Origin of the sequence: Pantoea sp. Mb-10 (assembly GCF_021272205.1) — a bacterium.
Taxonomy (GTDB): domain Bacteria; phylum Pseudomonadota; class Gammaproteobacteria; order Enterobacterales; family Enterobacteriaceae; genus Pantoea.
In genome coordinates, this window is the sequence record NZ_JAJSDX010000005.1 from 122734 (window position 1) to 145297 (window position 22564).

At 55.3% G+C, this 22564-nt stretch carries 22 protein-coding genes and 3 tRNA genes; 10 read left to right on the plus strand and 15 right to left on the minus strand.

What is annotated here, in order from left to right:
• Positions 1–38: 38 nt before the first annotated feature.
• From sufC to LU196_RS12000, 5 genes are all read left to right on the plus strand, one after another.
• The gene (gene sufC, locus LU196_RS11980) at positions 39–785 is read left to right on the plus strand and encodes a Fe-S cluster assembly ATPase SufC (protein WP_232757605.1); all 747 of its coding nucleotides are present in this window, start codon (positions 39–41) and stop codon (positions 783–785) included.
• Complete coding sequence (sufD, locus tag LU196_RS11985) at positions 760–2037, plus strand: Fe-S cluster assembly protein SufD (protein ID WP_232757604.1); 1278 nt, start codon at positions 760–762, stop codon at positions 2035–2037. The genes sufC and sufD overlap by 26 nt, the downstream gene beginning before the upstream one ends.
• Positions 2034–3257, plus strand: coding sequence for a cysteine desulfurase SufS (sufS, locus tag LU196_RS11990; protein WP_232757603.1), 1224 nt, complete (start codon positions 2034–2036; stop codon positions 3255–3257). The genes sufD and sufS overlap by 4 nt, the downstream gene beginning before the upstream one ends.
• 20 nt (positions 3258–3277) lie before the next feature.
• Positions 3278–3694, plus strand: coding sequence for a cysteine desulfuration protein SufE (gene sufE / locus LU196_RS11995; RefSeq protein ID WP_232757602.1), 417 nt, complete (start codon positions 3278–3280; stop codon positions 3692–3694).
• 61 nt (positions 3695–3755) lie between these two features.
• Positions 3756–4766 (plus strand): L,D-transpeptidase family protein, encoded by a 1011-nt coding sequence (locus tag LU196_RS12000; RefSeq protein ID WP_232757601.1) that lies wholly within the window; start codon positions 3756–3758, stop codon positions 4764–4766.
• A 65-nt stretch (positions 4767–4831) separates the two neighbouring features.
• Here LU196_RS12000 and LU196_RS12005 read toward each other — a convergent pair whose 3' ends face one another.
• From LU196_RS12005 to LU196_RS12030, 6 genes are all read right to left on the minus strand, one after another.
• Positions 4832–5068 carry a major outer membrane lipoprotein gene (locus LU196_RS12005; protein ID WP_006118977.1) on the minus strand — a complete coding sequence of 79 codons (237 nt, stop codon included), beginning with the start codon at positions 5066–5068 and terminating at the stop codon, positions 4832–4834.
• A 302-nt stretch (positions 5069–5370) separates the two neighbouring features.
• Positions 5371–6783 carry a pyruvate kinase PykF gene (pykF, locus tag LU196_RS12010; RefSeq protein ID WP_232757600.1) on the minus strand — a complete coding sequence of 471 codons (1413 nt, stop codon included), beginning with the start codon at positions 6781–6783 and terminating at the stop codon, positions 5371–5373.
• Between the two features lie 341 nt (positions 6784–7124).
• Positions 7125–7201, minus strand: a tRNA-Val gene (locus LU196_RS12015).
• 11 nt (positions 7202–7212) lie between these two features.
• A tRNA-Val gene (locus tag LU196_RS12020) sits at positions 7213–7289 on the minus strand.
• A 4-nt stretch (positions 7290–7293) separates the two neighbouring features.
• Positions 7294–7370: transfer RNA gene (locus tag LU196_RS12025), tRNA-Val, on the minus strand.
• A 153-nt stretch (positions 7371–7523) separates the two neighbouring features.
• Positions 7524–8897 (minus strand): MATE family efflux transporter, encoded by a 1374-nt coding sequence (locus tag LU196_RS12030; RefSeq protein WP_232757599.1) that lies wholly within the window; start codon positions 8895–8897, stop codon positions 7524–7526.
• A 201-nt stretch (positions 8898–9098) separates the two neighbouring features.
• On the opposite strand from LU196_RS12030, the gene LU196_RS12035 reads away from it, so the two are divergent.
• On the plus strand, positions 9099–9755 hold the full coding sequence (locus tag LU196_RS12035; RefSeq protein ID WP_232757598.1) for a riboflavin synthase subunit alpha: 657 nt from the start codon (positions 9099–9101) through the stop codon (positions 9753–9755).
• A 54-nt stretch (positions 9756–9809) separates the two neighbouring features.
• On the opposite strand, the gene cfa is transcribed toward LU196_RS12035, so the two are convergent.
• A complete protein-coding gene (gene cfa, locus LU196_RS12040) occupies positions 9810–10958 on the minus strand; it encodes a cyclopropane fatty acyl phospholipid synthase (protein ID WP_232757597.1) in 1149 nt (382 codons plus the stop codon).
• 300 nt (positions 10959–11258) lie between these two features.
• Positions 11259–12464: a purine nucleoside transporter PunC gene (gene punC, locus LU196_RS12045; RefSeq protein ID WP_232757596.1), complete on the minus strand. Its 1206-nt coding sequence runs from the start codon at positions 12462–12464 to the stop codon at positions 11259–11261.
• 107 nt (positions 12465–12571) lie between these two features.
• Between punC and punR the strand changes: the two genes are divergently transcribed.
• Positions 12572–13483, plus strand: coding sequence for a DNA-binding transcriptional activator PunR (punR, locus tag LU196_RS12050; protein ID WP_232757595.1), 912 nt, complete (start codon positions 12572–12574; stop codon positions 13481–13483).
• On the opposite strand, the gene purR is transcribed toward punR, so the two are convergent.
• The gene (gene purR / locus LU196_RS12055; protein WP_232757594.1) at positions 13480–14505 is read right to left on the minus strand and encodes an HTH-type transcriptional repressor PurR; all 1026 of its coding nucleotides are present in this window, start codon (positions 14503–14505) and stop codon (positions 13480–13482) included. The genes punR and purR overlap by 4 nt on opposite strands.
• 379 nt (positions 14506–14884) lie before the next feature.
• A complete protein-coding gene (locus tag LU196_RS12060; RefSeq protein ID WP_232757593.1) occupies positions 14885–15670 on the minus strand; it encodes a C40 family peptidase in 786 nt (261 codons plus the stop codon).
• A 362-nt stretch (positions 15671–16032) separates the two neighbouring features.
• Between LU196_RS12060 and LU196_RS12065 the strand changes: the two genes are divergently transcribed.
• Positions 16033–16365, plus strand: coding sequence for a Grx4 family monothiol glutaredoxin (locus LU196_RS12065; protein WP_232757592.1), 333 nt, complete (start codon positions 16033–16035; stop codon positions 16363–16365).
• A 45-nt stretch (positions 16366–16410) separates the two neighbouring features.
• Here LU196_RS12065 and rnt read toward each other — a convergent pair whose 3' ends face one another.
• From rnt to eptA, 5 genes are all read right to left on the minus strand, one after another.
• Complete coding sequence (rnt, locus tag LU196_RS12070; RefSeq protein WP_232757591.1) at positions 16411–17094, minus strand: ribonuclease T; 684 nt, start codon at positions 17092–17094, stop codon at positions 16411–16413.
• 104 nt (positions 17095–17198) lie between these two features.
• On the minus strand, positions 17199–17606 hold the full coding sequence (gene gloA / locus LU196_RS12075; RefSeq protein WP_232757590.1) for a lactoylglutathione lyase: 408 nt from the start codon (positions 17604–17606) through the stop codon (positions 17199–17201).
• Between the two features lie 110 nt (positions 17607–17716).
• A complete protein-coding gene (locus tag LU196_RS12080) occupies positions 17717–18814 on the minus strand; it encodes an alkene reductase (protein ID WP_232757589.1) in 1098 nt (365 codons plus the stop codon).
• Between the two features lie 48 nt (positions 18815–18862).
• On the minus strand, positions 18863–19459 hold the full coding sequence (locus LU196_RS12085; protein ID WP_232757588.1) for a TetR/AcrR family transcriptional regulator: 597 nt from the start codon (positions 19457–19459) through the stop codon (positions 18863–18865).
• Positions 19460–19486: 27 nt separating this feature from the next.
• Positions 19487–21136 (minus strand): phosphoethanolamine transferase EptA, encoded by a 1650-nt coding sequence (gene eptA / locus LU196_RS12090; RefSeq protein WP_232757587.1) that lies wholly within the window; start codon positions 21134–21136, stop codon positions 19487–19489.
• A 182-nt stretch (positions 21137–21318) separates the two neighbouring features.
• On the opposite strand from eptA, the gene LU196_RS12095 reads away from it, so the two are divergent.
• Both LU196_RS12095 and LU196_RS12100 read left to right on the plus strand, forming a co-directional pair.
• Positions 21319–21558, plus strand: a complete 240-nt coding sequence (locus tag LU196_RS12095) for a DUF1289 domain-containing protein (RefSeq protein WP_232758227.1) — start codon at positions 21319–21321, stop codon at positions 21556–21558.
• Positions 21559–21629: 71 nt separating this feature from the next.
• Entirely contained in the window at positions 21630–22526 is an 897-nt protein-coding gene (locus tag LU196_RS12100) for an aldo/keto reductase family oxidoreductase (protein ID WP_232757586.1), read from the plus strand.
• Positions 22527–22564: the final 38 nt, after the last annotated feature.

Consider the following 22564-nt stretch of genomic DNA (forward strand, 5'->3'; position numbering starts at 1 on the left):
GCCACACGCGTTGCCGGAAGCAATGTGAAGGAAAGAGTATGTTAAGCATTAAAGATTTACAGGTAAGCGTTGAAGACAAAGCGATTCTGCGCGGACTCAACCTTGAGATTAAGCCGGGTGAAGTCCACGCTATCATGGGCCCGAACGGCTCGGGTAAAAGTACCTTGTCAGCGACGCTTGCTGGCCGCGAAGACTACGAAGTCACCGGCGGTTCGGTCACATTCAAAGATAAAGACTTGCTGGCGCTGGAGCCCGAAGAACGCGCCGGTGAAGGCATCTTTATGGCCTTCCAGTATCCGGTTGAGATCCCAGGTGTCAGCAACCAATTCTTCCTGCAAACCTCGGTCAATGCCGTGCGTAAATATCGTGAGCAGGACGAGCTGGATCGTTTTGATTTCCAGGACTTTATCGAAGATAAAATCCGCCTGCTGAAAATGCCAGAGGATCTGCTGACGCGCTCCGTTAATGTGGGCTTCTCCGGCGGTGAAAAAAAGCGTAATGACATTCTGCAGATGGCGGCGCTTGAGCCTGAGCTTTGCATTCTGGATGAAACCGACTCCGGTCTGGACATTGATGCGCTGAAAATTGTCTCGGAAGGCGTCAACAGCCTGCGCGACGGCAAGCGCGCCTTCATCATCGTCACGCACTATCAGCGTATTCTTGACTACATCAAGCCTGATTACGTGCACGTGTTGTACCAAGGCAAAATCGTGAAATCTGGCGACTTTACGCTGGTTAAACAGCTGGAGGAGCAAGGCTATGGCTGGCTTACCGACGAAGAGTGATAGCGCCCTGCAACAGTGGCATCATCTGTTTGAGTCGCGCGGTGGTGCGCGCTCGCTTCAGGCACAGCAGCACTGGCAACAGCTGATGCGCCTCGGCTTGCCTACGCGTAAGCACGAAAACTGGAAATACACCGCGCTGGATAACTTGCTGTCGCACCAATTTGTGCTCGCAGAGTCTGCTGCGGTGAGCGCGGAGCAGGTTGACGCGCTGTCGCTGCCGCTGGACGCCGTTCGTCTGGTGTTCGTTGATGGACGCTTTCAGCCTGAGCTGAGCACAAGCGACAGCGACCTGTTCGAGATCGCGCACAGCCGCGCGGCCGAACGCCGTCCGCTGCCTGCGCCTGTTCAGCCAGAAGTCTTTCTGCATTTGACCGAAAGCTTGGCCGAAGAAGTGACGCACATTCGTCTCGCCCGCGGCAAATCGGCCGCGCGCCCGCTTTATTTGGTGCACATTACCAGCGGTCAGAGTGAGGCGCTTAACACCGTTCACCACCGCCACCATATCGAGCTGGAGCAGAGCGCTGAAGCCAAAGTGATTGAGCACTATGTGACGCTTAACGGCGCACCCCACTTCACCGGTGCGCGTCTGACCTGCACGGTGGCAGACAATGCACAACTGCACCATATCAAACTGGCGTTTGAAGAGAGCAGCAGCTACCACTTCGCGCACAATGATATGGTTATTGGCTCTGATGCGCAGGTAAGCAGTACCAGCTTCTTGCTGGGCGCAGGCCTGTCGCGTCATAACACCAGCGTGCAGTTGAACGGTGAAAACAGCCAGCTGGCCTTAAACAGCTTGGTGCTGCCGATCAACGCCGAAGTTGCGGACACCCGCAGCTATTTGGAGCACAACAAAGGCCACTGCCTGAGCCGTCAGTTGCATAAGACCATCTCCCGCGACAAAGGCCGTGCGGTGTTTAACGGCCACATTAAAGTGGCGCAGCACGCGTTGAAAACGGATGGTCAGATGACCAACAACAACCTGCTGCTGGGCCGCCTGGCGGAAGTGGACACCAAACCTCAGCTGGAAATTTATGCGGATGACGTGAAGTGCAGCCACGGTGCCACCATTGGTCGTATCGATGAAGAGCAGATGTTCTACTTGCGTTCACGTGGTATCGCCGAGGATGCTGCGCAGCAAATGATCATCCACGCTTTCGCGGCTGAGCTGACGGAAGCACTGGAAGATGAGACGCTGCGTCAGGCAGTACTGCAGCGTATTACAGCCCGTTTTCCCGGAGTTGCGTCATGAGTTTCGATCTCGAACGAATCAGAGCGGAATTTCCGATCCTGAAACGTGAGGTCAACGGACACCCGCTGGCCTATCTTGATAGCGCGGCCAGCGCACAACGCCCGCTTGCCGTGATTAACGCGGAAAGCCATTTCTATCAGCACGGCTATGCGGCCGTGCACCGCGGCATCCATTCGCTGAGCGCGCAGGCCACCACGGACATGGAAAATGTGCGTGCGCAGGCGGCGCGTTTTCTTAACGCGGCAGATACCGAGGAGATTATTTTCGTCAAAGGCACCACCGAGGGGATTAACTTGGTGGCTAACAGCTGGGGCGGCAGTCAACTGCAGCCGGGCGACAATATCATCATCACGGAGATGGAACACCACGCTAACATCGTGCCGTGGCAAATGGTGGCGGCGCGAACCGAGGCGGAGATTCGCGTCATTCCCCTTAACGACCGCGGTGAACTGGCGCTGGAGCGGCTAGACAGTCTGATTGATGCGCGCACACGCTTACTGGCTGTGACGCACGTCTCCAACGTGCTGGGCACGGTGAATCCGGTTAAAGAGATCGTGGCGCGCGCCAAAGCGGCCGGCATCGTCACCTTGGTTGACGGTGCGCAGGCGGTCATGCATCACCCCGTTGACGTGCAGGACATTGATTGCGACTTCTACGTATTCTCTGGGCATAAAATCTATGGCCCAACCGGTATCGGTGTGCTGTATGCGCGTAAGGCGCTGCAGGAGATGATGCCGCCGTGGGAAGGCGGCGGGTCTATGATTGGTGAAGTCATGTTGCCAACCGGCACCACCTGGAACAGTGCGCCGTGGCGCTTTGAGGCGGGCACCCCGAATACCGGCGGTATTATCGGTTTGGGTGCGGCACTCGGCTGGATCAGCGAGCTGGGCCTGGAGGCCATTCATGCACGTGAAGCCACGCTGATGCGTTATGCGCTGGACAAGCTGGCTTCTGTCCCCGACCTGACCATCTATGGGCCAGAAAACCGCAGCGGTGTCATCGCCTTTAATCTCGGTAAGCACCACGCCTTTGACGTCGGCAGTTTCCTCGATCAATACGGTATTGCCATTCGCACCGGGCATCACTGTGCGATGCCGCTGATGCGTCATTTTGCCGTGCCCGCGATGTGCCGTGCCTCTTTCGCCCTGTACAACAGCGAAGAAGAGGCGGATCGCCTGGCGGCCGGGCTGAGCCGTATTCATCGTCTGCTGGGCGCGTGATCAGATTTCAGGAGTAATGCATGGCGAATTTGCCAGACAAAGAGAAGCTGGTGCGTAACTTTAACCGTTGCGCGAACTGGGAAGAGAAGTACCTCTACATCATTGAACTCGGGGCAAAATTACCAGAATCCTCTGAAAGCTTGCACCAGGCAGAACACGCGATCTCGGGCTGCCAGAGTCAGGTGTGGATCCGCATGACCCCGCAAGCAGACAGCACGCTCTCTTTCGAGGGCGACAGCGATGCCGCAATCGTTAAGGGCTTGATTGCCGTGGTGTTTAGTCTTTATCAGGGGCTGAAGCCGCAGGAAATTCTCGATCTGGATGTCCGTCACTGGTTTGAACAACTTGCCTTGACCCAGCACCTTACCCCAACGCGTTCGCAAGGGCTGGAAGCGATGATCCGCGCAATCCGCCATAACGCTCAGACGCTCTCCTAGGTTACACTCTCCAGACCCCGGCTTGACCGGGGTCTTTTCTATCCGACAAAGAGAAAATTGCATGAAACCAGCGTTACGTATAGCCGGTGCACTGCTGTTGTCCTGTCTCGGACTCTCTGCACCCACTTTTGCCACGGAATATCCTCTTCCCGCTGAAAACAGCCGATTAATCGGCGAGAATGTGCTTACCACCGTTCCAGATGACAAGCGTCCGCTGGAGAACATTGCTGCGCATTACAAGATAGGCCTGCTGGGCATGCTGGAAGCCAATCCCGGCGTTGACCCTTGGCTACCTAAAGCCGGCACTCAGCTCACTGTACCGCTGCAGATGCTGCTGCCGGACGCGCCGCGTCAGGGCATTGTGGTTAATCTGGCGGAGCTGCGTCTGTATTACTACCCCAAAGGGGAGAACAGGGTCGTGGTCTATCCTATCGGCATTGGCCAGCTAGGGGCCGCTACGCCGAGTATGGTCACGCGTATCAGCCAAAAGATCGCTAATCCGACCTGGACGCCAACGCCCAATATCCGCAAGCGCTATGCGAAAGAGGGGATTACGCTGCCGGGCGTCGTGCCGGCGGGCCCCGACAATCCCATGGGGCTGTTTGCGCTGCGTCTGGCGCGAGGAACCGGCCAGTATCTGATTCACGGAACCAACGCGGATTTTGGCATTGGTATGCGCGTCAGTTCCGGCTGCATTCGCCTGCGACCGGATGATATTGCGGCGCTGTTTGCCCGCGTTCCTGAAGGCACCCGCGTGCAGATCGTCAATCAACCGATAAAGTACGCCATTGAACCTGATGGTAAGCGTTACATTGAGGTGCATCAGCCGCTCTCACGCACTGACAAAGATGATCCGCAAACGATGCCGATTCCGCTCACTGCCGCGATGAAAGCGTTTGTGCGCGCGCCGCAGAGCGATACGGCGTTGATTAACGCGGCGATTGCGCGACGCTCCGGCATGCCGGTATTGGTCAGCAGCGGCGAGCCGGTAACCGCTAGCGCGGGTAGCGCTGTGGAGAAGACAGAGGCAGCACAAGCGAAGCGTGCCGAGGTGCAGGCCAAAGAAAATTAAGCAGAAGCGGTTTTCAGGACAAAAAAAATGGTGCCACATGGGCACCATTTTTCAAACCAGAACTCTTACTTACGGTAAGAGTGAGCCTGGTTGTCCAGACGCTGGTTAGCGCGAGCTGCGTCATCTTTAGCAGCCTGAACGTCAGAACGCACTGCGTTCACGTCGTTGCTCAGCTGGTCAACTTTAGCGTTCAGAGTCTGAACGTCTGAAGACAGCTGGTCGATTTTAGCGTTGCTTGAGCAACCAGCCAGCAGAGTTGAACCCAGGATTACCGCGCCCAGTACCAGTTTAGTACGATTCATTATTTATACCCTCTAGATTGAGTTAATCTCCATGTAGCGTTACAAGTATTACACAAAGCTTTTTAAGTTGAGAATAAATTTTTGATGAGAACATGCTTAAATTTGATCGTTCGCTCAAAGAAGCAGCGTTTCACAGAAGATGATGAAAATATTTAGCTAAAACAGAGAGATTTAATCGGACTAACCTTAATTCCGCCGGATATTGAATAGTTATTATCGATTGGAAAATTCCTGATTATGTATTAAGGCAGAATAAAAAAAGGCGCCTTAAAAAGGCGCCTTAAATAAAATTTAAAACCTTATCAGAGCAGGTGCACCGAGGCGGTATTGGTTGTGCCACTGGGCACCAGCGCACCGGACACCATCACTACAACGTCGCCTTTTTGCGCAAATCCGCTTTCCAGCGCCATTTCCTTGCCAATGCGGTAGAAATCGTCGGTTGAGGCAATTTCAGACACCACACGCGTTTCAATGCCTTTGCTGAGAATTAACTGGCGCGCCGTGGTGCTGTTCGTGGTCAATGCCAGAATGGTGGCGTCTGGGAAGTACTTACGCACCGCTTTCGCCGATTTGCCGCCTTCGGTCGCGACCACAATCAGCGGGGATTCCAGCTTCTCTGCGGTCTCAACCGCACCGCGGCACACCGCCTCGGTGATGCGCAGCTTGCGCGAATCTTGCAGTTCGCCAATGCGCGATTTCATCACGCGATCGGTGCGCTCGCAGATGGTGGCCATGATGGTCACCGACTCCAGTGGATATTTCCCTTTTGCGCTTTCACCGGACAGCATCACCGCATCGGTACCGTCCAGGATGGCGTTTGCCACGTCGCCTGCTTCCGCGCGGGTAGGGCGCGGGTTTTTGATCATCGAATCCAGCATCTGCGTTGCAGTAATGACCACCTTGCGCGCCTTGTTGCACTTCTTGATCATCATCTTCTGGGCAAAGATCACTTCTTCAACCGGGATTTCTACGCCAAGATCGCCGCGTGCCACCATGATGCCGTCTGAAGCTTCGAGGATCTCATCAAAGTTGTTCAAGCCTTCCTGATTCTCAATTTTAGAGATGATCTGGATGTGCTCGCCGCCGTGGGCTTTCAGGTGTTCGCGAATTTCCAGCACGTCGGAACGCTTGCGGATAAAAGAAGCGGCAACAAAATCGACGCCTTGTTCGCAGCCAAAGATCAGGTCACGTTTGTCTTTTTCTGCCAGCGCAGGCAGCTGAATAGAGACGCCCGGCAGGTTAACGCCTTTGTTCTCACCCAGGTCACCGTTATTTAAAACCGTGCACACCACGGTGTTTTCCGTGACTTCCGTAACCTGCATACCAATCAGGCCGTCATCCACCAGCACGGTGTTACCGATCTTAAGGTCCTCGGTGAAACCCGCGTAGGTGACCGCAACGCGCTCGCTGTTGCCAATGACAGATTGATCGGTGGTAAACGTGAAGGTTTGTCCTGCTTTCAGCGCAACGTCGTTGCCGCCTTCAAGCTTCATGGTGCGGATTTCAGGACCTTTGGTATCCAGCAAAATCGCGGCCTGATGACCGGTTTTTTCCATCACGGCACGCATGTTGGCAATGCGCTGGCCATGCTCGGCATAGTCACCGTGTGAGAAGTTGAGGCGCATCACGTTCATGCCAGCCTCAAGCAGTTGAGTCAACATCTCTTCCGATTCGGTTTTCGGACCGATGGTGCATACGATTTTGGTCTTTTTCATATCAGATTGTCTGTAAGTTGTGATGAATGATGGAGGTCTGGGTCCGCTGCGCTGCGCAGCGAAATGAAAATGTGTCTAAGTTGATCAGGAGCGAACAGGAGTAAGGATAGGTGACGGAGGCAGAGCGTGCAGAGAAGTTGCGCAGTTCAGAAAGGAACTGATTGGGCAGTGTTGCGCAACTCATTATCGTAGTTTGCTTAGGCACGTTAGCGCTGAAACCTTTCAGGTAAAACAACGGACCACATTATAAGCGGTAAGTATGCGAAAACCAACATAAAAGCAGGCGGTGAAACAGAAGGAGATCAAAGAAGTGTGCGTTGCGCAAAGAAGTACAACCAGAGTGGTGCGCTCTAATGGACTCGAACCATCGACCCCCACCATGTCAAGGTGGTGCTCTAACCAACTGAGCTAAGAGCGCATACAGTAATTTGGTGCGTCCGAGTGGACTCGAACCACCGACCCCCACCATGTCAAGGTGGTGCTCTAACCAACTGAGCTACGGACGCACATTGGTGCGCTCTAATGGACTCGAACCATCGACCCCCACCATGTCAAGGTGGTGCTCTAACCAACTGAGCTAAGAGCGCAACACGCTGTCAGGGCGACAGCGGGGACGAATATTAACGGCAGGCCGCGAGGCTGGCAAGGGAAAAAATGATTTTCCCTCACGACTGACCAGCAACTGCGCGACCCGCCGGTTTTTTAAGCGTCAAAAGGCAAACCTCGCCATGTTCAGCCACTTAGCGGGCTGCGCGTGCAAGAATCTGCGCCGCTGACTGGCGCTGTATACGGCGAATACGCCAAATCATCATTATTGCGGCGGAGGTTAAGCCTACGATGAAGCCGCACCAGAACCCGGCAGGCCCCATCGGCTGCACCACCCAATCGGTGAGCGCCAGTACGTAGCCCACCGGCAAACCCAGCACCCAATACGCGATAAAGGTAATGAAGAAGATGGAGCGGGTATCCTTGTAACCGCGCAAAATGCCGCTGCCGATCACCTGAATCGAGTCGGAAAATTGATAGATGGCCGCCAAGAGCATGAGATGCGCTGCCAGCGCGATCACCGCCGGATTATCGGTATAAAGCGTGGCAATGTGTTCGCGAAAAATCACCGTGAACAGCGCGGTCAGCGCCGCCATACTGATACCAATTCCCTGGCCGGTCCACGCCGCGACCCGCGCCTGCTCCGCCGAACCTTGTCCCAAACGAAACCCTATGCGAATGGTCGTTGCGACGCCAATCGACAGCGGCAGCACAAACATCAGCGAGCTAAAGTTAAGCGCAATTTGGTGACCTGCCACGTTAACAATACCCAGTGGTGAGACCAGCAGCGCCACCACGGCAAACAGCGTCACTTCAAAAAACAGCGCCAGCGCCACGGGCAAGCCCAGCGTGAATAAGCGCAGCAGGATCGCGCGCGACGGCGCAGACCAGCGAGAAGCCATACGAATATCGCGCATGGCTGGCATGTGGTTTAGCCAGTAGCGCATCACGATAAACATCACCCAGCAGACCGAGGCGGTTGCGACGCCACAGCCCACGCCGCCCAGCGCAGGCATGCCAAAGTGGCCATAAATAAACACGTAATTTAGCGGGATGTTGAGCAGTAGCCCAAGAAAACCGAGCAGCATGGCCGGTTTGGTTTTCGATAACCCGTCACATTGATTGCGCGCCACCTGGAAAAAGAGATAACCCGGCGCCCCCCACAGCAGCGCATGGAGATAGCCTTCGGCTTTCTCCGCAAGCTGGGGATCAATATCGTGCATGCGATGAATGAAATAGCCTGCATTCCACAGGACAACCATAATCAGCAGCGCGACGGCAAACGCCAGCCAATATCCCTGGCGAACCTGTTCCGCAATACGCTCGCGGCGTCCTGAACCGTTGAGTTGCGCAACGGTGGGCGTCAATGCCAGCAGTAAACCGTGACCAAAAAGAATGGCGGGAAGCCAGATAGAGGTGCCGACAGCAACGGCGGCCATATCCGTGGCGCTTACCGCACCGGCCATTACGGTATCTACAAAGCCCATCGCTGTTTGCGCTACCTGAGCCAGGATCACGGGAATAGCAAGGGCGAGCAATTGACGCGCTTCTGTAAAATACTTCTGCACGTTATACCTGCTTAAAAGAAATGAATTTCACGCGGGGAGAGGTCCCCTGGATTGCGCGACACAGTTTAGCGGCAGCCGCGCGTTCTACCAAACGTTGTTCGCACTTCGTTTCGCCAGATGTGTAAAGTTTGCCCGCCGCCAAATTCAACGCGCCACCCCAGGCTGTGTTAAACTGGGGCAAATGTTGCAGAGGCGTAGAATATGTTTACTGGAATTGTGCAGGGCACTGCAGAAATTATTGCCATTGAGGAAAAAGAGCTTTTTCGCACGCACACGGTGCGCTTGCCGCAGGAACTCCTGCCGGGCCTGGCACTGGGCGCTTCGGTAGCGCACAACGGCTGCTGCCTGACCGTCACCGCCATTGACGGTGACTGCGTGAGCTTTGATTTAATTAAGGAAACGCTGCGCATCACCAACCTGGGCGAACTCAAGGTGGGTGACAGAGTCAATATTGAGCGGGCGGCCAAATTCAGCGATGAAATTGGCGGCCATTTGATGTCTGGCCATATCATGACCACGGCAGAGATCTGCAAAATTATCCAGTCCGAAAACAATCGAGAAATCTGGTTCAAATTACAGGACGTGGCGCAGATCAAATGCATCCTGCATAAAGGGTTTGTCGGCATCGATGGTATCAGCCTCACGGTTGGTGACGTGACCAAAAGTAAATTCTGCGTGCATCTGATCCCTGAAACGCTTGAGCGCACCACGCTGGGGGCAAAAAAGCTGGGGCACAAGGTCAACATTGAAATCGATCCGCATACGCAGGCGATTGTTGAAACGGTTGAGCGCGTGCTGGCGCAGCGAGAGGCCGCGCTGGTGGCGCAAGCGGTGGCGGAGAGCAGTGATAATCTGTAAATAAGCGCGATGAACGGGCACCCTCAGGTGCCCGACCTCGGCACACCACATTCGTCAGCGCGCGACGCGCAATCCTCCCTCAACGCCACGGCTAAACACCACTTGCCATAGTTGAATATCCCGCGCGCGAAACGCACCGGCGCAGGCATGCAAATAATAGGTGAACATGCGTTTGAACCGCTCACCATAGGCCTCCGCCAGTTGCGGCCACGCTTGCTGAAAGCGTTCGTGCCAGGCCATCAAGGTGGTGTCGTAATCGGCGCCAAAATTGTGCCAATCTTCCATGATGAAATGGCCCTCGCTGGCGTCAGCGATGTGCCGCACTGAGGGCAGGCACCCGTTGGGAAAGATATATTTGTCGATCCACGGGTCAACGTTCATATCGGTAACGATTGCGCCAATAGTGTGGAGCAAGAACAGCCCATTAGGCTTAAGGTTGCGATCGACCACGCGGAAGTAGGTCGTGTAGTTTTTGGGACCGACGTGTTCAAACATGCCCACCGAGACAATGCGATCAAATTGCAAATCGAGATCGCGGTAATCCTGGAGCAAAATCGTCACGTCCAACCCGGCACAGCGCTGCTGGGCCATGCGCTGCTGCTCAGCAGAGATGGTCACACCCAGCACTTTCACGCCATAGTGTCGGGCGGCATATTCGGCTAGTCCGCCCCAGCCGCAGCCGATGTCCAGTAATGTCATGCCCGGTTCAAGCTGCAGTTTACGGCAAATCATATCCAGCTTGGCGACTTGTGCTTGTTCAAGCGTGGTGGCGTCTTTCCAGTAACCGCAGGAGTATTGCATGTAAGGGTCAAGCATGCGCGTAAACAGGTCGTTGCCCAGATCGTAGTGCTCTTTCCCGACTATCCACGCGCGTTTTTTAGATTGCAGATTCATCAGACGCGCGGCCGCAATACGGAGCGTGTCCTTAACGTGCCGGGGTATTTGTTTGTCGAGACGGTTTTTCAGCACGCGGTGAAAAAAACCGTCCAGCTGCTCACAGTCCCACCAGCCATCCATGTAACTTTCACCCAGTCCAATTGAGCCCTGCTGCAATACGCGTTTAAAAAAATCGGGATGTTTGACGTTAATATCCCAAGGACGGCTGCCATTGACCCGAATATCCGCGCGCTCCAGCAGTTCATTGACGATGCGAAACCAGTGGTTTTCTTCAAGGCTCACTTCTTCGATAACTGATGAACTCATAGCGTCTCCATCACCTTTCCGAATTAAACCTGAGGAAAGAATAGCCAATATCCTCAAGCCTGAAAGCGAAGCCACGGGCACCCGTGCGCTCCCCGTCTGCCGTGTACAGCGGTATGATTTTGAAGAGAAATGTCTGACGCGCCCCACCAGGACATTGCGTGCAGACGCCATCCCAGCGACAAAGTCGCAAAAGTAAAAACAGTATCTTATTGAATTGTTACAGAAATGCGGACCCACTGAGTATATGCTCACGTGGGTCAATGTTCAACGCGTGATCGTTAGCAAGCTAATAAGCGTGCCTCACTGCTGATCCTGGCAAGGGGTGGAGAAGTGAGCAACATCACTTTGTGCGGTTGCGCGACGTTGCCAAATAAAACCGGCCCACGCCAGGATCACCGTGGCCGCCATCACCAACGTGGTATTAAACAGCGCCGCAGTCAACCCCGCAGACACCAGCAGGCTAGCCGCGAAGCACAGGCCCAGCTGCATCAAATTTTGTAGCCCAGCGGCTTTGCCCGTAGCGTGAGGAAACGGCGCCAGCGCACTGGCAACGACGATGGGATAAATGGCTCCGTTGGCCAGCGCCATACCGCAGAAGGGCAGCAGCAGCGCCACCAGTGACGAGGTGGCGGTGAGTGCGACGGCAAACAGGCTTAACACGCTGATGCTGTAAACCACCAGCAGCCACGGCAGTAACTGCGCACCGCTTACGCGATTAAGCAGGGCGCGGCAGCCAAAGCCACCGATCAGGAATGCCACCGTTTGCGGAATATAGCTCAGGCCGATATCCGCAGGCGTCAAGCCCGCCGAAGCGAGAATAAACGGCGAGCCGGTTAACCAGGCAAAGAAGCTGGCCGAGCACGCCGAATAGATCAGCACGTTCCCACTCCAGATGCGGGTCGCCATAATCGCTAGCCAGCCGGGCTGCGCGCGTGAGTGGGCCGGCGTTTGCCGCGTGGGCGCCGTGAGCCTTAGCGTGCCGAGCAGCAGCAGGACGGTGATGAGCGTGAGCGTAATAAAAATGCTGCGCCAGTGAAAATGGCTCATCAGCCATGCGCCCAGAAGCGGTGCCAGCGCGGGCGACAGCGCCACCAAGGGCATAATGGTGGCGAATACTTTGTTCGCCTGCGCTTTGGCGTAGCGATCCACCACCAGCGCCTGCCAGCTGACCGCTGCTGCGCAGACACCAATGGCCTGTACAAAGCGCAGCGTCAGCATCGCCTCCACGCTTGTTACCCACAGCATGCCGAGACAGGCAAGCGCGAATAACGATAAGCCTGCCAGTAAGATAGGTTTACGCCCAAAACGGTCGGACAGCGGCCCCCAAATCACTTGGGCGCAGGCAAAGCCGCCTAAAAATAGGCTGAGACTGGCGCTAATGGCGCCGGGCGAGGACGCGAGGTCATGCTGCATGGCGCCAAACGCGGGCAGGTACATATCGGTCGCAAGAAAGCCCAGCATGCTCAGCAGGGCGAGATAGAGAAGAAATCCTTTCGATGACACCATTTTTATTCTCATGGGCAAAATGAACGCCGAGGAGTGTAAAAGGGTGCATCCCGTTTTGTGAAACGCTAATATTTGTGCAGTGCTGTGAATTTTTTTGAAGGGAAACTATGTGGTCTGAATACGCCCTTGAAGTGGTGGATGCCGTTGCCCGCACGGGCAGCTTCAGCGCGGCGGCGCAGGAGTTGCACCGCGTGCCTTCTGCTATCAGCTACACCGTTCGTCAGTTAGAAACCTGGCTGGCTGTTCCTCTGTTTGAGCGCCAGCACCGCGAGGTGATCCTGACGCCAGCCGGAGAGCATTTTGTGCGTGAGGGCCGCGCTGTTATCAAAAAAATGCTGGCTACGCGGCGACAGTGCCAGCAACTTGCCAACGGCTGGCGCGGCCAGCTCAGCATCGCCGTGGACTGCATTGTCAAGCCGCAACGCACGCGCCAGTTGGTGAAAGACTTCTATCGCCACTTTCCGGACATGGAGCTGGTCATCAGCTATGAAGTGTTTAACGGCGTTTGGGATGCGCTGGCCGATGCGCGTGTCGATGTGGCGATTGGCGCCACCCAAGCCATCCCGGTTGGCGGGCGCTTTGCTTTTCAGGACATGGGCGCCCTGAACTGGCGCTGCGTCGTGAGTCCCGGTCACGCCTTGGCACACAGCGTGCAGCCCGACGACGATATGCTGCGTGCATGGCCATCTCTGGTTTTGGAAGATACCTCGCGCGCGCTGCCGCGGCGCATGACCTGGACGCTCGATAATCAGCGGCGTTTGGTGGTGCCCGACTGGGATACCGGCCTGGCGTGTCTCCAGGACGGATTGTGCGTCGGCATGGTGCCGGGCCATTTGGCGCGACCGCTGCTGAACAGCGGTGCGCTGGTGGAGCTCACCTTGGCGCAACCGTTTCCCGACAGCCCGTGCTGCGTCAGCTGGTCTGAGCAGCGCGCCTCGCCGGCGCTGGCGTGGCTGCTGACTTACCTGGGCGATGCAGAGACGCTGAATCAAGAGTGGCTTAGCGAGTCAGCCGCTTAGCGGCGGTAATCACGGAAGGGGCCATCCGCCACGGAGCGGCGTTCGATCAGCGACGGCTGCACTTCGATGGTTTGCGGCTCTTCACGTTTACTGGTGATCCTGTCTAACAACATCTCCAGCGCTTTCTCACCCAGTTGCGCCTTGGGTTGATGCACGGTGGTCAGGGCGGGGGTGAAGTAGCGCGCGTTGCGCACATTGTCGTAACCGATCACCGAAATATCCTGCGGCACGCGCAAGCCCATTTCATCGGCGGCGCATATCGCGCCCATTGCCATGATGTCGCCGCCGCAGAACACCGCCGTGGGGCGCTGCTTTTGGTTGAGGATCTGCTGCATGGCTAGATAACCGGACTCCGGTTCAAAATCACCTTGCACGATCCATTCGGGACGCACCGTGATACCCGCCTCGTTCATGGCTTGCAAAAAGCCCGCATGGCGACCACCGCCAGTGTTGCGTTCCATCTGACCAGGAATGGCGCCAATATCACGATGACCGCGCTCAATCAGGTAGCGGCCCGCCAGATAACCGCCGTGAAACGCATTATCTTGAACGGTGTCGGTGAAATCGCCGCGCGATGCGCCCCAGTCCATGACCACCATGGGAATATTGCGATTCTCCTCCAGCATTTGCAGCAGATCGTCCGGGTATTCGGAACACATCACCAGCAGTCCGTCGACGCGTTTTTGCGCCATCATAGAGAGATAGGCGCGCTGTTTTTGCAGATCATTGTGGGCGTTACCGAGAATCAGCGTGTAGCCGCGTTCAAAACAGTGGTTTTCTACCGCTTCGATAATTTCTGCAAAATAGGGCGCCTCGCTGGATGTGGCAAGCAACCCCAGCGTTTTGGTGTGGTTAACTTTCAGGCTGCGCGCCACGGCGCTGGGGGAATAGTGAAGCGCTTTGATCGCTTCCCATACGGCATTACGCGTCTCTTCCGCGACAAAGCGCGTTTTATTGATGACATGGGAAACGGTGGTGGTAGAGACACCCGCGCGTTTTGCCACATCTTTAATTGTTGCCATGAAAAAGAACTCCCGGCTTATTGCAACTTGCTGATAAGCATAGTGTTAAACGATTGCGTCTGCTAAGGGTTTTATGCCCCAAATGGGGAACGTTTTCGCCAATAATTACGGGAAAAAAGGCGTTAGCAGGCGGCAAAGATAGCGTGCGCTCTGTGTGTTGCGCAACGAAAGGCGGCGATTCTAGCAAGCTGGCGCAATAAAGACGAGATCTTTGCCTAACCCGCGGCAAATTTCGCTAAATACACCGCGCGTTTCCGCAAAAGTAGGCCAGCAAAGGCGAGGCGTCAGCGGCAGAAACAGATTTACACGTGGAAAGGCAATAAAAAAGCCGGTGCGCGATGCCGCGACCGGCTGATGACGAAAAGAGGTTGCGCAACGGCTAGCGAATAGTTTTGGGCGTCATCATGCGGCGTGCGCCAACGTAATGCTTTTGCCAATAATCCTCGCCCAGCGCGCTGATTTGGATGTCTTTTCCCGTACGAGGTGACTGAATAAATTTACCGTTGCCCAGATAGACACCGACGTGATCGGCAGTGCCGCGATTGTTGATGCGGAAGAACACCAGATCGCCTTTTTCCAGCAGTTCCCGTTTGATGGGGGAGGCGTCACGCAGGTGGTACATTTCGTTTGCGGTGCGGGGGAAACGGTACTTCACCAGATCTTTGTAGGCGTACCACACCAGCCCACTGCAATCAAAACCGGTGTGTGGCGAGGTGCCACCCCACTGATAAGGCTTGCCAAGCTGGCCCATCAATTTAGTCATCGCCGTCTCACGCGCCTTTTGATAGCGCAAACGGTGCGATTTACTCATTTTTATCCCGGTCAGCGACGGCACGTCGTCGTCGTCAGTGCGCGCCATTTTTGTGGGGCGCTGATGACCGTATTTTTTGACGGGGCTTTTAAGCAGGATCTTTTTGCGGGCCGATTTTTGTGGCGCCTTAGCGGTTTGAAGCTGTTTTTTGAGTTTGAGTTTTTGTACGGAGGTCAGGCGCGATTTCTTCGCTGTGGTTTTGAGCGGACGTCGCTTGCGCCGTTCATCTTCACGCGCACTTTTTTTATCTGCCTTATGCAAACTGACATTAACAGGCGCATGCGGAGACGCAGAGGCCACATTAAAGAACAATTGGGCGAAAGCCAGTATGAAAAGCGTAATGAGTAAACGCATAGTCCGGTTACAGGTTAAGCAGACCCAAACAGAGGCTGCAGCTAAGTAAGAGAAATCTGATCATCGATCAGCGCCGAAGCAATTCTAATCCACTTTTTTTCGAAAAGGTAAGGGCTTTTTCGATTAATCTTTTGACCGAAAGAAACTGTTGCAAAAGTAAGCCATTTCAGCTGGTTAACCCAGCGTATTATTGCTGATTATTAATTTTGACACGCTTTATCATCAAAGAGATCGACAGGGTAGACATCGCGGGCTTAACAAACATGGCGATCGTACCGGGCTGAGAGAAAAACCCATTTTCAGTGTACGCGTTAAGTCGCTACAATAAACAAACACGAAGTGGAGCATTAAGGAAGGCATAAATGAGTACTATTGAAAAAATTCAGCGCCAGATCGCAGAAAACCCGATCCTGCTGTACATGAAAGGTTCCCCCAAGCTGCCAAGCTGTGGTTTCTCTGCGCAGGCTGTACAAGCGCTTTCCGCCTGCGGTGAGCGCTTCGCGTATGTTGATATTCTGCAAAACCCGGATATCCGTGCTGAACTGCCAAAATATGCAAACTGGCCTACGTTCCCTCAGCTGTGGGTTGACGGCGAGTTAGTTGGCGGCTGCGATATCATCGTTGAGATGTTCCAGCGCGGTGAGCTTCAGCCGCTGGTAAAAGAAACCGCTGAAAAACACAAAGAAGCGGAATAATAAAAAAGGCCGACAGTGTCGGCCTTTTTTTATGTCTGTTTGCAGCTACTGTGCGGCGCTGTCGTGCGTCTCATCCTCGAGTGAGGGGGCGTCGCTCACTGGCAGTGGCCAGCCACCCAACCGTTTCCATCGATTCACCAGTTCACAGAACAGCGTTGCCGTTTGTTCAGTATCATACAGTGCGGAGTGCGCTTGGGTGCTATCAAACGCCATGCCCGCAGCAATACAGGCTTTCGCCAGTACCGTTTGCCCCAGCACTAAACCGCTCAGCGCGGCGGTGTCGAAGGTGGCAAACGGGTGGAACGGATTGCGTTTCAGGCCCACACGCTCTGCCGCGGCCATCAGGAAATTGTGATCAAAAGTCGCATTATGCGCGACAATAATGGCGCGGTTGCAGAGGCTCTCTTTGGTTCCTTTGCGCACCATCTTAAAAATGGCATGCAGCGCCTCATATTCACTGACGGCACCGCGTAAAGGGTTGTGGGGATCGATGCCGGTAAACGCCAGCGCTTCAGGATGCAGCAGCGCGCCTTCAAATGGCTCCACGTGAAAATGCAGAGTTTCATCGCGATGAAGCCAACCATCGTCATCCATCTTGAGCGTGGTGGCCGCGATTTCCAACAGCGCGTCGGTTTGCGCATTGAAGCCGGCCGTCTCAACGTCAATGACCACAGGGTAAAAACCGCGAAAGCGTTGATGAAGGGCGTTTGGAGCGTTCGATTCAGACATCAGGATCTCATAGCATTGAATGGGGCAGCGCGCATTATGGCAAAAATTGCGGAGGGGTGCAGCAGGAGAGAAACCAGTCCACGTGCGTGGACTGGTGGCGGCAATCAGTTGCCGAGGCCGTTGCCGGCATGTTTGTTTTCAATCAGCTCAATTTTATAGCCGTCTGGATCTTCAACAAACGCGATGATCGTGGAGCCGCCTTTAACGGGACCCGCTTCGCGCGTGACGTTACCGCCCGCACTGCGGATACGCTCGCAGGTCTCGGCGACGTTATCCACGCCCAGCGCAATGTGGCCGTAAGCATTACCCAGTTCGTATTTATCCACGCCCCAATTGTAGGTCAGCTCAATAACCGCACCTTCGCTCTCTTCGGTATAGCCCACAAAAGCGAGGGTGTATTTGTACTCGCTGTTTTCGCTCTGGCGCAGCACGCGCATGCCTAACACGCGGGTGTAGAAATCAATCGAGCGTTGCAGATCGCCAACGCGCAGCATGGTATGAAGTAAACGCATAACATCCTCTTTTTAATCACGTCATCGGGGAATGACGCTGGCAAACACAGTATAGCCCGTAATGCCGGGCTTAAACGCAGCGGTCGCCAGCACAGGGCGACCGCAGCTAATTACAGGGTAGGGTAGTCGGTATAGCCTTCCGCACCGCCGCCATAGAAGCTTTCCGGGCGCTGTGGATTCAGCGGCGCATCCTGTTGCAAGCGCGCGACCAGATCCGGGTTGGCGATAAAGTCGCGGCCAAAGGCCACCGCATCGATGAGGCCACGGGCAATGAGATCGTCCGCTTTTTCTACGGTATACGCGCCGGCACCAATGATCACGCCAGGGAAGCGCGCGCGCACTTTTTCACGGAACGCATCGGTGTAAGGTTTGCCGCCAGCCCAGTCAGGCTCGGAGAGATGCAGATACGCCAGGCCACGCTTGCCCAGCTCGCTGATGTACCACAGCGCCGCTTCTTCTTCATCCGGGCCGTTGTCCAAATTCTGGAACGCACCAATCGGGGAGATACGAATGCCTACGCGGTCAGCAGACCAGTTGGCAATCGCCGCGTCCACGACTTCCAGCGCAAAACGGCCGCGTTTCTCGATGGAACCGCCATATTCATCGGTGCGCTGGTTAGAGCCCGGCGCCAGGAACTGATGCATCAGGTAGCCGTGCGCCGAGTGCAGCTCCAGCAAATCAAAATCTGCCTCGCGTGCGTTAGCCGCAGCTTGGCCAAAATCTTTTACGATTTGCTGAATTTCCGGCACCGTTAGCGCGCGCGGCATGGACGTATCTTCACGGTAGACCGATCCATCTTCGGCACGCAGTGAGGTGCGCGTACCCGCTGGCAGCGCTGAGGGCGCCACGGGTGCCTCACCGCCAGGCTGTACGCTGTGATGAGAAATACGGCCAGTGTGCCACAGTTGGACGGCGCTGTGACCGTTGGCGGCGTGAATACCTTCGTTAATCCGCTTCCAAGCCGCTATTTGCTCGTCGGTGTGCAACCCGGGTGCACCCGCGTAACCTTTCGCCTGGAAGGAGACCTGCGTGGCTTCGGTGATGATCAAGCCGGCGCTGGCGCGCTGCTGATAGTACTCCGCCATCAGCGGCGTAGGAATATCGCCTGGCTCAATGCTGCGTAGACGCGTCAGCGGGGCCATAAATACGCGATTGGGTACGGTGATCGCGCCCACTTTCAGTGGGGTAAACAGCTGTTTGCTCGCCATGGTGTCTCCTAATAGTAGACCGGTCGTCTTGAAAGGGCTTTTTTTAAATCAGCGGCTTGCAAGCCACTGTTCGATGGTGTCGAGCGCCAGACTAATAGGGCCTGACTCCCGAGATATTTTGCTCTGCAAGCTGGCGCCGAGCCACAGCAGGTAGCAGCGCTGAGCCAGCTGTTGCGGCGTCTGATCGAACGGCAGCGGTTGGAAAGCCGCGACCTCTGTCAGGCACGCTGCATAAGCCGCGATAACCGCATTGGCACCCTGCTGTAGCGCAGTGCGCATCGGCTCAGAGAGATCGCACACTTCTGCTGAGAGCTTCACGCCCAGGCATCCCATAATATGCCCCTGCTCAATAAACAGCGTTTCGGCGTAGCGGAAATGGGCGAGGAACCGCGCGCGCGCTGACGCGGCGGGGCGATGCAACTGCTGCTCAAGCTGCGCCAAAAAGTGGTTGAAGTAGCGCTCAAGCAGCGCGACGCCAAACGCTTCTTTCGAGGGAAAATAGTGGTAAAAGGAGCCCTTTGGCACTTTTGCCAGTGCCAGCATCTCACTCAGACCCATTCCCGTGAAGCCGCGCTGCAGGCACACCTGCTCGCCAACAGCAAGCAGGTGTTCACGGGTTTCATTGCGTTGCGAACTCTTATTCATGCCCAACAGAGTAGTAGACCAGTCGGTCTAATGCAAATCAGCGGTTGTCGGCTGGCACGATTTGATCATATCCAGGGCAGGCTGATACTGCTGAGTTTGAATATTGAACATGCCCAACACGGTATGGAAAAGGTTGTCCTGCGACACCGGCGCGCCCGCAGCTTGCTGACGTAAACACGCGTCGTCAATGTGGTAGGCGGTTTCGTAGCCAGGCGAAAGCCAGAGCAAAAGCGGAATATGCGTCTGCTGCGAAGGGGCGAACAGGTAGGGCGCACCGTGCAGATACATGCCGTGCTCACCGAGCGATTCGCCGTGGTCGGAGAGATAAACCAGCGCCACGTTAAAACGATCGCTGAGCGCTTTCAGCTTATCGATCGTTCGGCTCACCATGTCATCGGTATACAACAGGGTATTGTCGTAGGTGTTGACCAAGGCTTGGTGATCGCAATCTTGAATCTGTTTGCTGTCGCACGTGGGTAAAAAGCGGCGGAACTTGTCAGGATAGCGCTGGTAATAAGCCGGGCCATGGCTGCCCATCTGGTGCAGTACCACGATGCCATCGTTGTGCAGGCTATCAAGGTAGTTGTCAAGACGATGCAGTAACACGTCGTCCTGGCAAAAGCCGTCGTGGCAATATTCTGATAAACGCCACATCGTCATATCACTGTGCGGCACACGGCTGCATGCGCCTTTGCAGCCACCATCGTTTTCGCGCCACAGCACGCTAACCCCGGCGTGCGCCAGGACGTCAAGTAACCCTTCCTGATGGTGCGCCAGATTAGCATCGTAGTGCTGTCGCGGCATATTAGAGAACATACAGGGGACGGAGATGGCGGTCTCGGTGCCGCAAGAGCTGGCATTTTGATAGTAAATAACCTGCTGTTTTTTCAGTTCAGGGTTGGTTTCACGCGCATAGCCCCCGAGCGAGAAGTTTTCAGCACGCGCGGTTTCCCCTACCACCAGAACCACCAGCGTTTTTTTCGCATTAGCACGAATAAGCGGGCCTTTGTGCGCATCCTGCCCAATTTTTACCAGCGCCTGGCTCCCTTGCAAGAAACGGTGATCAAGATAATGTCCGGCGCCGCTCACGACGTTCACCGGCGTGATCATCTTGACCAAACCTTTGTTATTGCGAATCAGCGAGGCGTAATCTTTATAAAAAAGCACGCCCATCAGCAAAATCAGCAGCAGGGCACCCAGCGCGCTTGCCAGGCGGTGCAGCAGGCTCCACCACCAGCGCTGACCGCGTTTGATGCGCACCAGGCAGATGACGATAACCGGCAGTACACCCATCAAGATCATCCATACCGCATAGCGCGTACTGATGAGCGCCATCGCTTCCTGCGGATCCGATTCAAATACGTTTTGAATCATGTTGGTGTCAATGACCGTGCCGAAGCTATACATAAAGTAGTTCGCGGCGGCACTCACCACGACCATAACCGCCAGCAGCGGCTTGCGTACCCAAGGCCAGGCGAGCAGGGAGAAAATCAAATAAAACGCGCTGGCCAGCACAAGGGGCATACTGGCGGCAAACAGATAGTCGTGAAGGCGATCGTAAGCGATGATTTCCCAGGCGCGGAATAAAAACAGTCCATTTAACACAAAGGTAAAAAACAGCGCCGCCAGCAAATTAAACAGGTTGGCGTGACACTGTAACCGGATGGCCACTTTCATGAAAACTCATTAGTTAAGAAAATTGTGACAATCATAGGATTGCAAGATGAGGAAAACCTTAACACAGGGCGGACAAATCAATGCCAGGAATTAGCACGGATAAGCGGCAATAAGCCAACAGGCTTTGCACAATCCCTGTGACCTGTTATGACTATAGAGAAAAGCTAACTGGCGGAGGTGGTGTGCCTGAGCAATTAGAGTTTTTTCCCGTTCCCAGCCCGTGCCGCGGTATCTGCCAGACCGATGCGCGCGGATATTGCGTGGGGTGTTTGCGCAGCCGGGAGGAACGTTTTAATTGGATGCAATTCACGGATGCACAGAAGCGAGAGGTGTTGCGCTTGTGCCGTCAACGCTGGCTGCGGCTGCATAAAAAACAAAAAGGTGACGAAACGCCAGACCCCGAGCAACCGTCGCTGTTTTAACACCGCTTTGCGTGTGCCTTCCGTTATACTCCCTTTCACTACATCGTCTGCGTGTTCGAGGGAGTTATCGGATGTTAGAACCACAATCAATTGCCCCACAGGGCCCCGCTTTTTCACCGCTGATCATGGGCTACTGGCGCCTGCTCGAATGGACGATGACGCCTCAGCAGCGCGTTGCGTTTATTGAGCACCATCTCTCGCTGGGCATTACCACGGTTGATCACGCGGACATTTATGGGGATTACGGCTGTGAAGCGGCGTTTGGCGAGGCGCTGCGTCTGGCGCCGGGCCTGCGTGAGCAGCTGCAAATTGTCACCAAATGCGGCATTGCCACCCGCGCGCGCGCGGAACACCGCATTGGGCACTACATCACCGATGCCCGTCACATTCGTGCCAGCGCCGAGGCGTCACTGCGTCACTTTGCCACCGATTATATTGATGTGCTGCTGATTCATCGCCCGGACCCGCTCATGGACGCCGACGAGGTGGCCGAAGCCTTTATCGCTCTCCATCAAAGCGGGAAAGTGCGCCATTTTGGCGTATCGAACTTTACCCCGTCGCAGTTCACCTTGCTTCAGTCCCGATTGCCTTTTAGTTTGGTCACTAATCAGGTTGAAATTTCCCCGCTGGAACAGTCAACGCTGCTGGACGGCACACTCGATCAGTGTCAGCAGCTACGCATGCGTCCCATGGCGTGGTCGTGCCTGGCGGGTGGACGCTTATTTAACGATCCTCACGCTCAGCCGCTGCGCGATGAGCTTGAGTGTGTCCGTGAGGAAACGGGGGCGCGTACCATTGAGCAGGTGGTGTATGCGTGGGTGCAAATGCTGCCATCACGGCCGCTGCCGATCATTGGCTCCGGGAAAACGGCACGCGTGACAGAAGCGGTTGAAGCTTGCCGATTGGCGCTGTCACGCCAGCAGTGGTTCCGCATTCGTAAAGCCGCGCTCGGCTACGATGTCCCCTAAAGCGTAAAGCTACGTCAAACTGCGGCGGCATCCAGCAA

What these genes read in the sequence shown, in the direction of transcription:
- sufC (WP_232757605.1), top strand. Translation starts at nt 39, where the DNA reads ATGTTAAGCATTAAAGATTTACAGGTAAGCGTTGAAGACAAAGCGATT.
- sufD (WP_232757604.1), top strand. Translation starts at nt 760, where the DNA reads ATGGCTGGCTTACCGACGAAGAGTGATAGCGCCCTGCAACAGTGGCAT.
- sufS (WP_232757603.1), top strand. Translation starts at nt 2,034, where the DNA reads ATGAGTTTCGATCTCGAACGAATCAGAGCGGAATTTCCGATCCTGAAA.
- sufE (WP_232757602.1), top strand. Translation starts at nt 3,278, where the DNA reads ATGGCGAATTTGCCAGACAAAGAGAAGCTGGTGCGTAACTTTAACCGT.
- LU196_RS12000 (WP_232757601.1), top strand. Translation starts at nt 3,756, where the DNA reads ATGAAACCAGCGTTACGTATAGCCGGTGCACTGCTGTTGTCCTGTCTC.
- LU196_RS12005 (WP_006118977.1), bottom strand. Translation starts at nt 5,068, where the DNA reads ATGAATCGTACTAAACTGGTACTGGGCGCGGTAATCCTGGGTTCAACT.
- pykF (WP_232757600.1), bottom strand. Translation starts at nt 6,783, where the DNA reads ATGAAAAAGACCAAAATCGTATGCACCATCGGTCCGAAAACCGAATCG.
- LU196_RS12035 (WP_232757598.1), top strand. Translation starts at nt 9,099, where the DNA reads ATGTTTACTGGAATTGTGCAGGGCACTGCAGAAATTATTGCCATTGAG.
- cfa (WP_232757597.1), bottom strand. Translation starts at nt 10,958, where the DNA reads ATGAGTTCATCAGTTATCGAAGAAGTGAGCCTTGAAGAAAACCACTGG.
- punC (WP_232757596.1), bottom strand. Translation starts at nt 12,464, where the DNA reads ATGGTGTCATCGAAAGGATTTCTTCTCTATCTCGCCCTGCTGAGCATG.
- punR (WP_232757595.1), top strand. Translation starts at nt 12,572, where the DNA reads ATGTGGTCTGAATACGCCCTTGAAGTGGTGGATGCCGTTGCCCGCACG.
- purR (WP_232757594.1), bottom strand. Translation starts at nt 14,505, where the DNA reads ATGGCAACAATTAAAGATGTGGCAAAACGCGCGGGTGTCTCTACCACC.
- LU196_RS12060 (WP_232757593.1), bottom strand. Translation starts at nt 15,670, where the DNA reads ATGCGTTTACTCATTACGCTTTTCATACTGGCTTTCGCCCAATTGTTC.
- LU196_RS12065 (WP_232757592.1), top strand. Translation starts at nt 16,033, where the DNA reads ATGAGTACTATTGAAAAAATTCAGCGCCAGATCGCAGAAAACCCGATC.
- rnt (WP_232757591.1), bottom strand. Translation starts at nt 17,094, where the DNA reads ATGTCTGAATCGAACGCTCCAAACGCCCTTCATCAACGCTTTCGCGGT.
- gloA (WP_232757590.1), bottom strand. Translation starts at nt 17,606, where the DNA reads ATGCGTTTACTTCATACCATGCTGCGCGTTGGCGATCTGCAACGCTCG.
- LU196_RS12080 (WP_232757589.1), bottom strand. Translation starts at nt 18,814, where the DNA reads ATGGCGAGCAAACAGCTGTTTACCCCACTGAAAGTGGGCGCGATCACC.
- LU196_RS12085 (WP_232757588.1), bottom strand. Translation starts at nt 19,459, where the DNA reads ATGAATAAGAGTTCGCAACGCAATGAAACCCGTGAACACCTGCTTGCT.
- eptA (WP_232757587.1), bottom strand. Translation starts at nt 21,136, where the DNA reads ATGAAAGTGGCCATCCGGTTACAGTGTCACGCCAACCTGTTTAATTTG.
- LU196_RS12100 (WP_232757586.1), top strand. Translation starts at nt 21,630, where the DNA reads ATGTTAGAACCACAATCAATTGCCCCACAGGGCCCCGCTTTTTCACCG.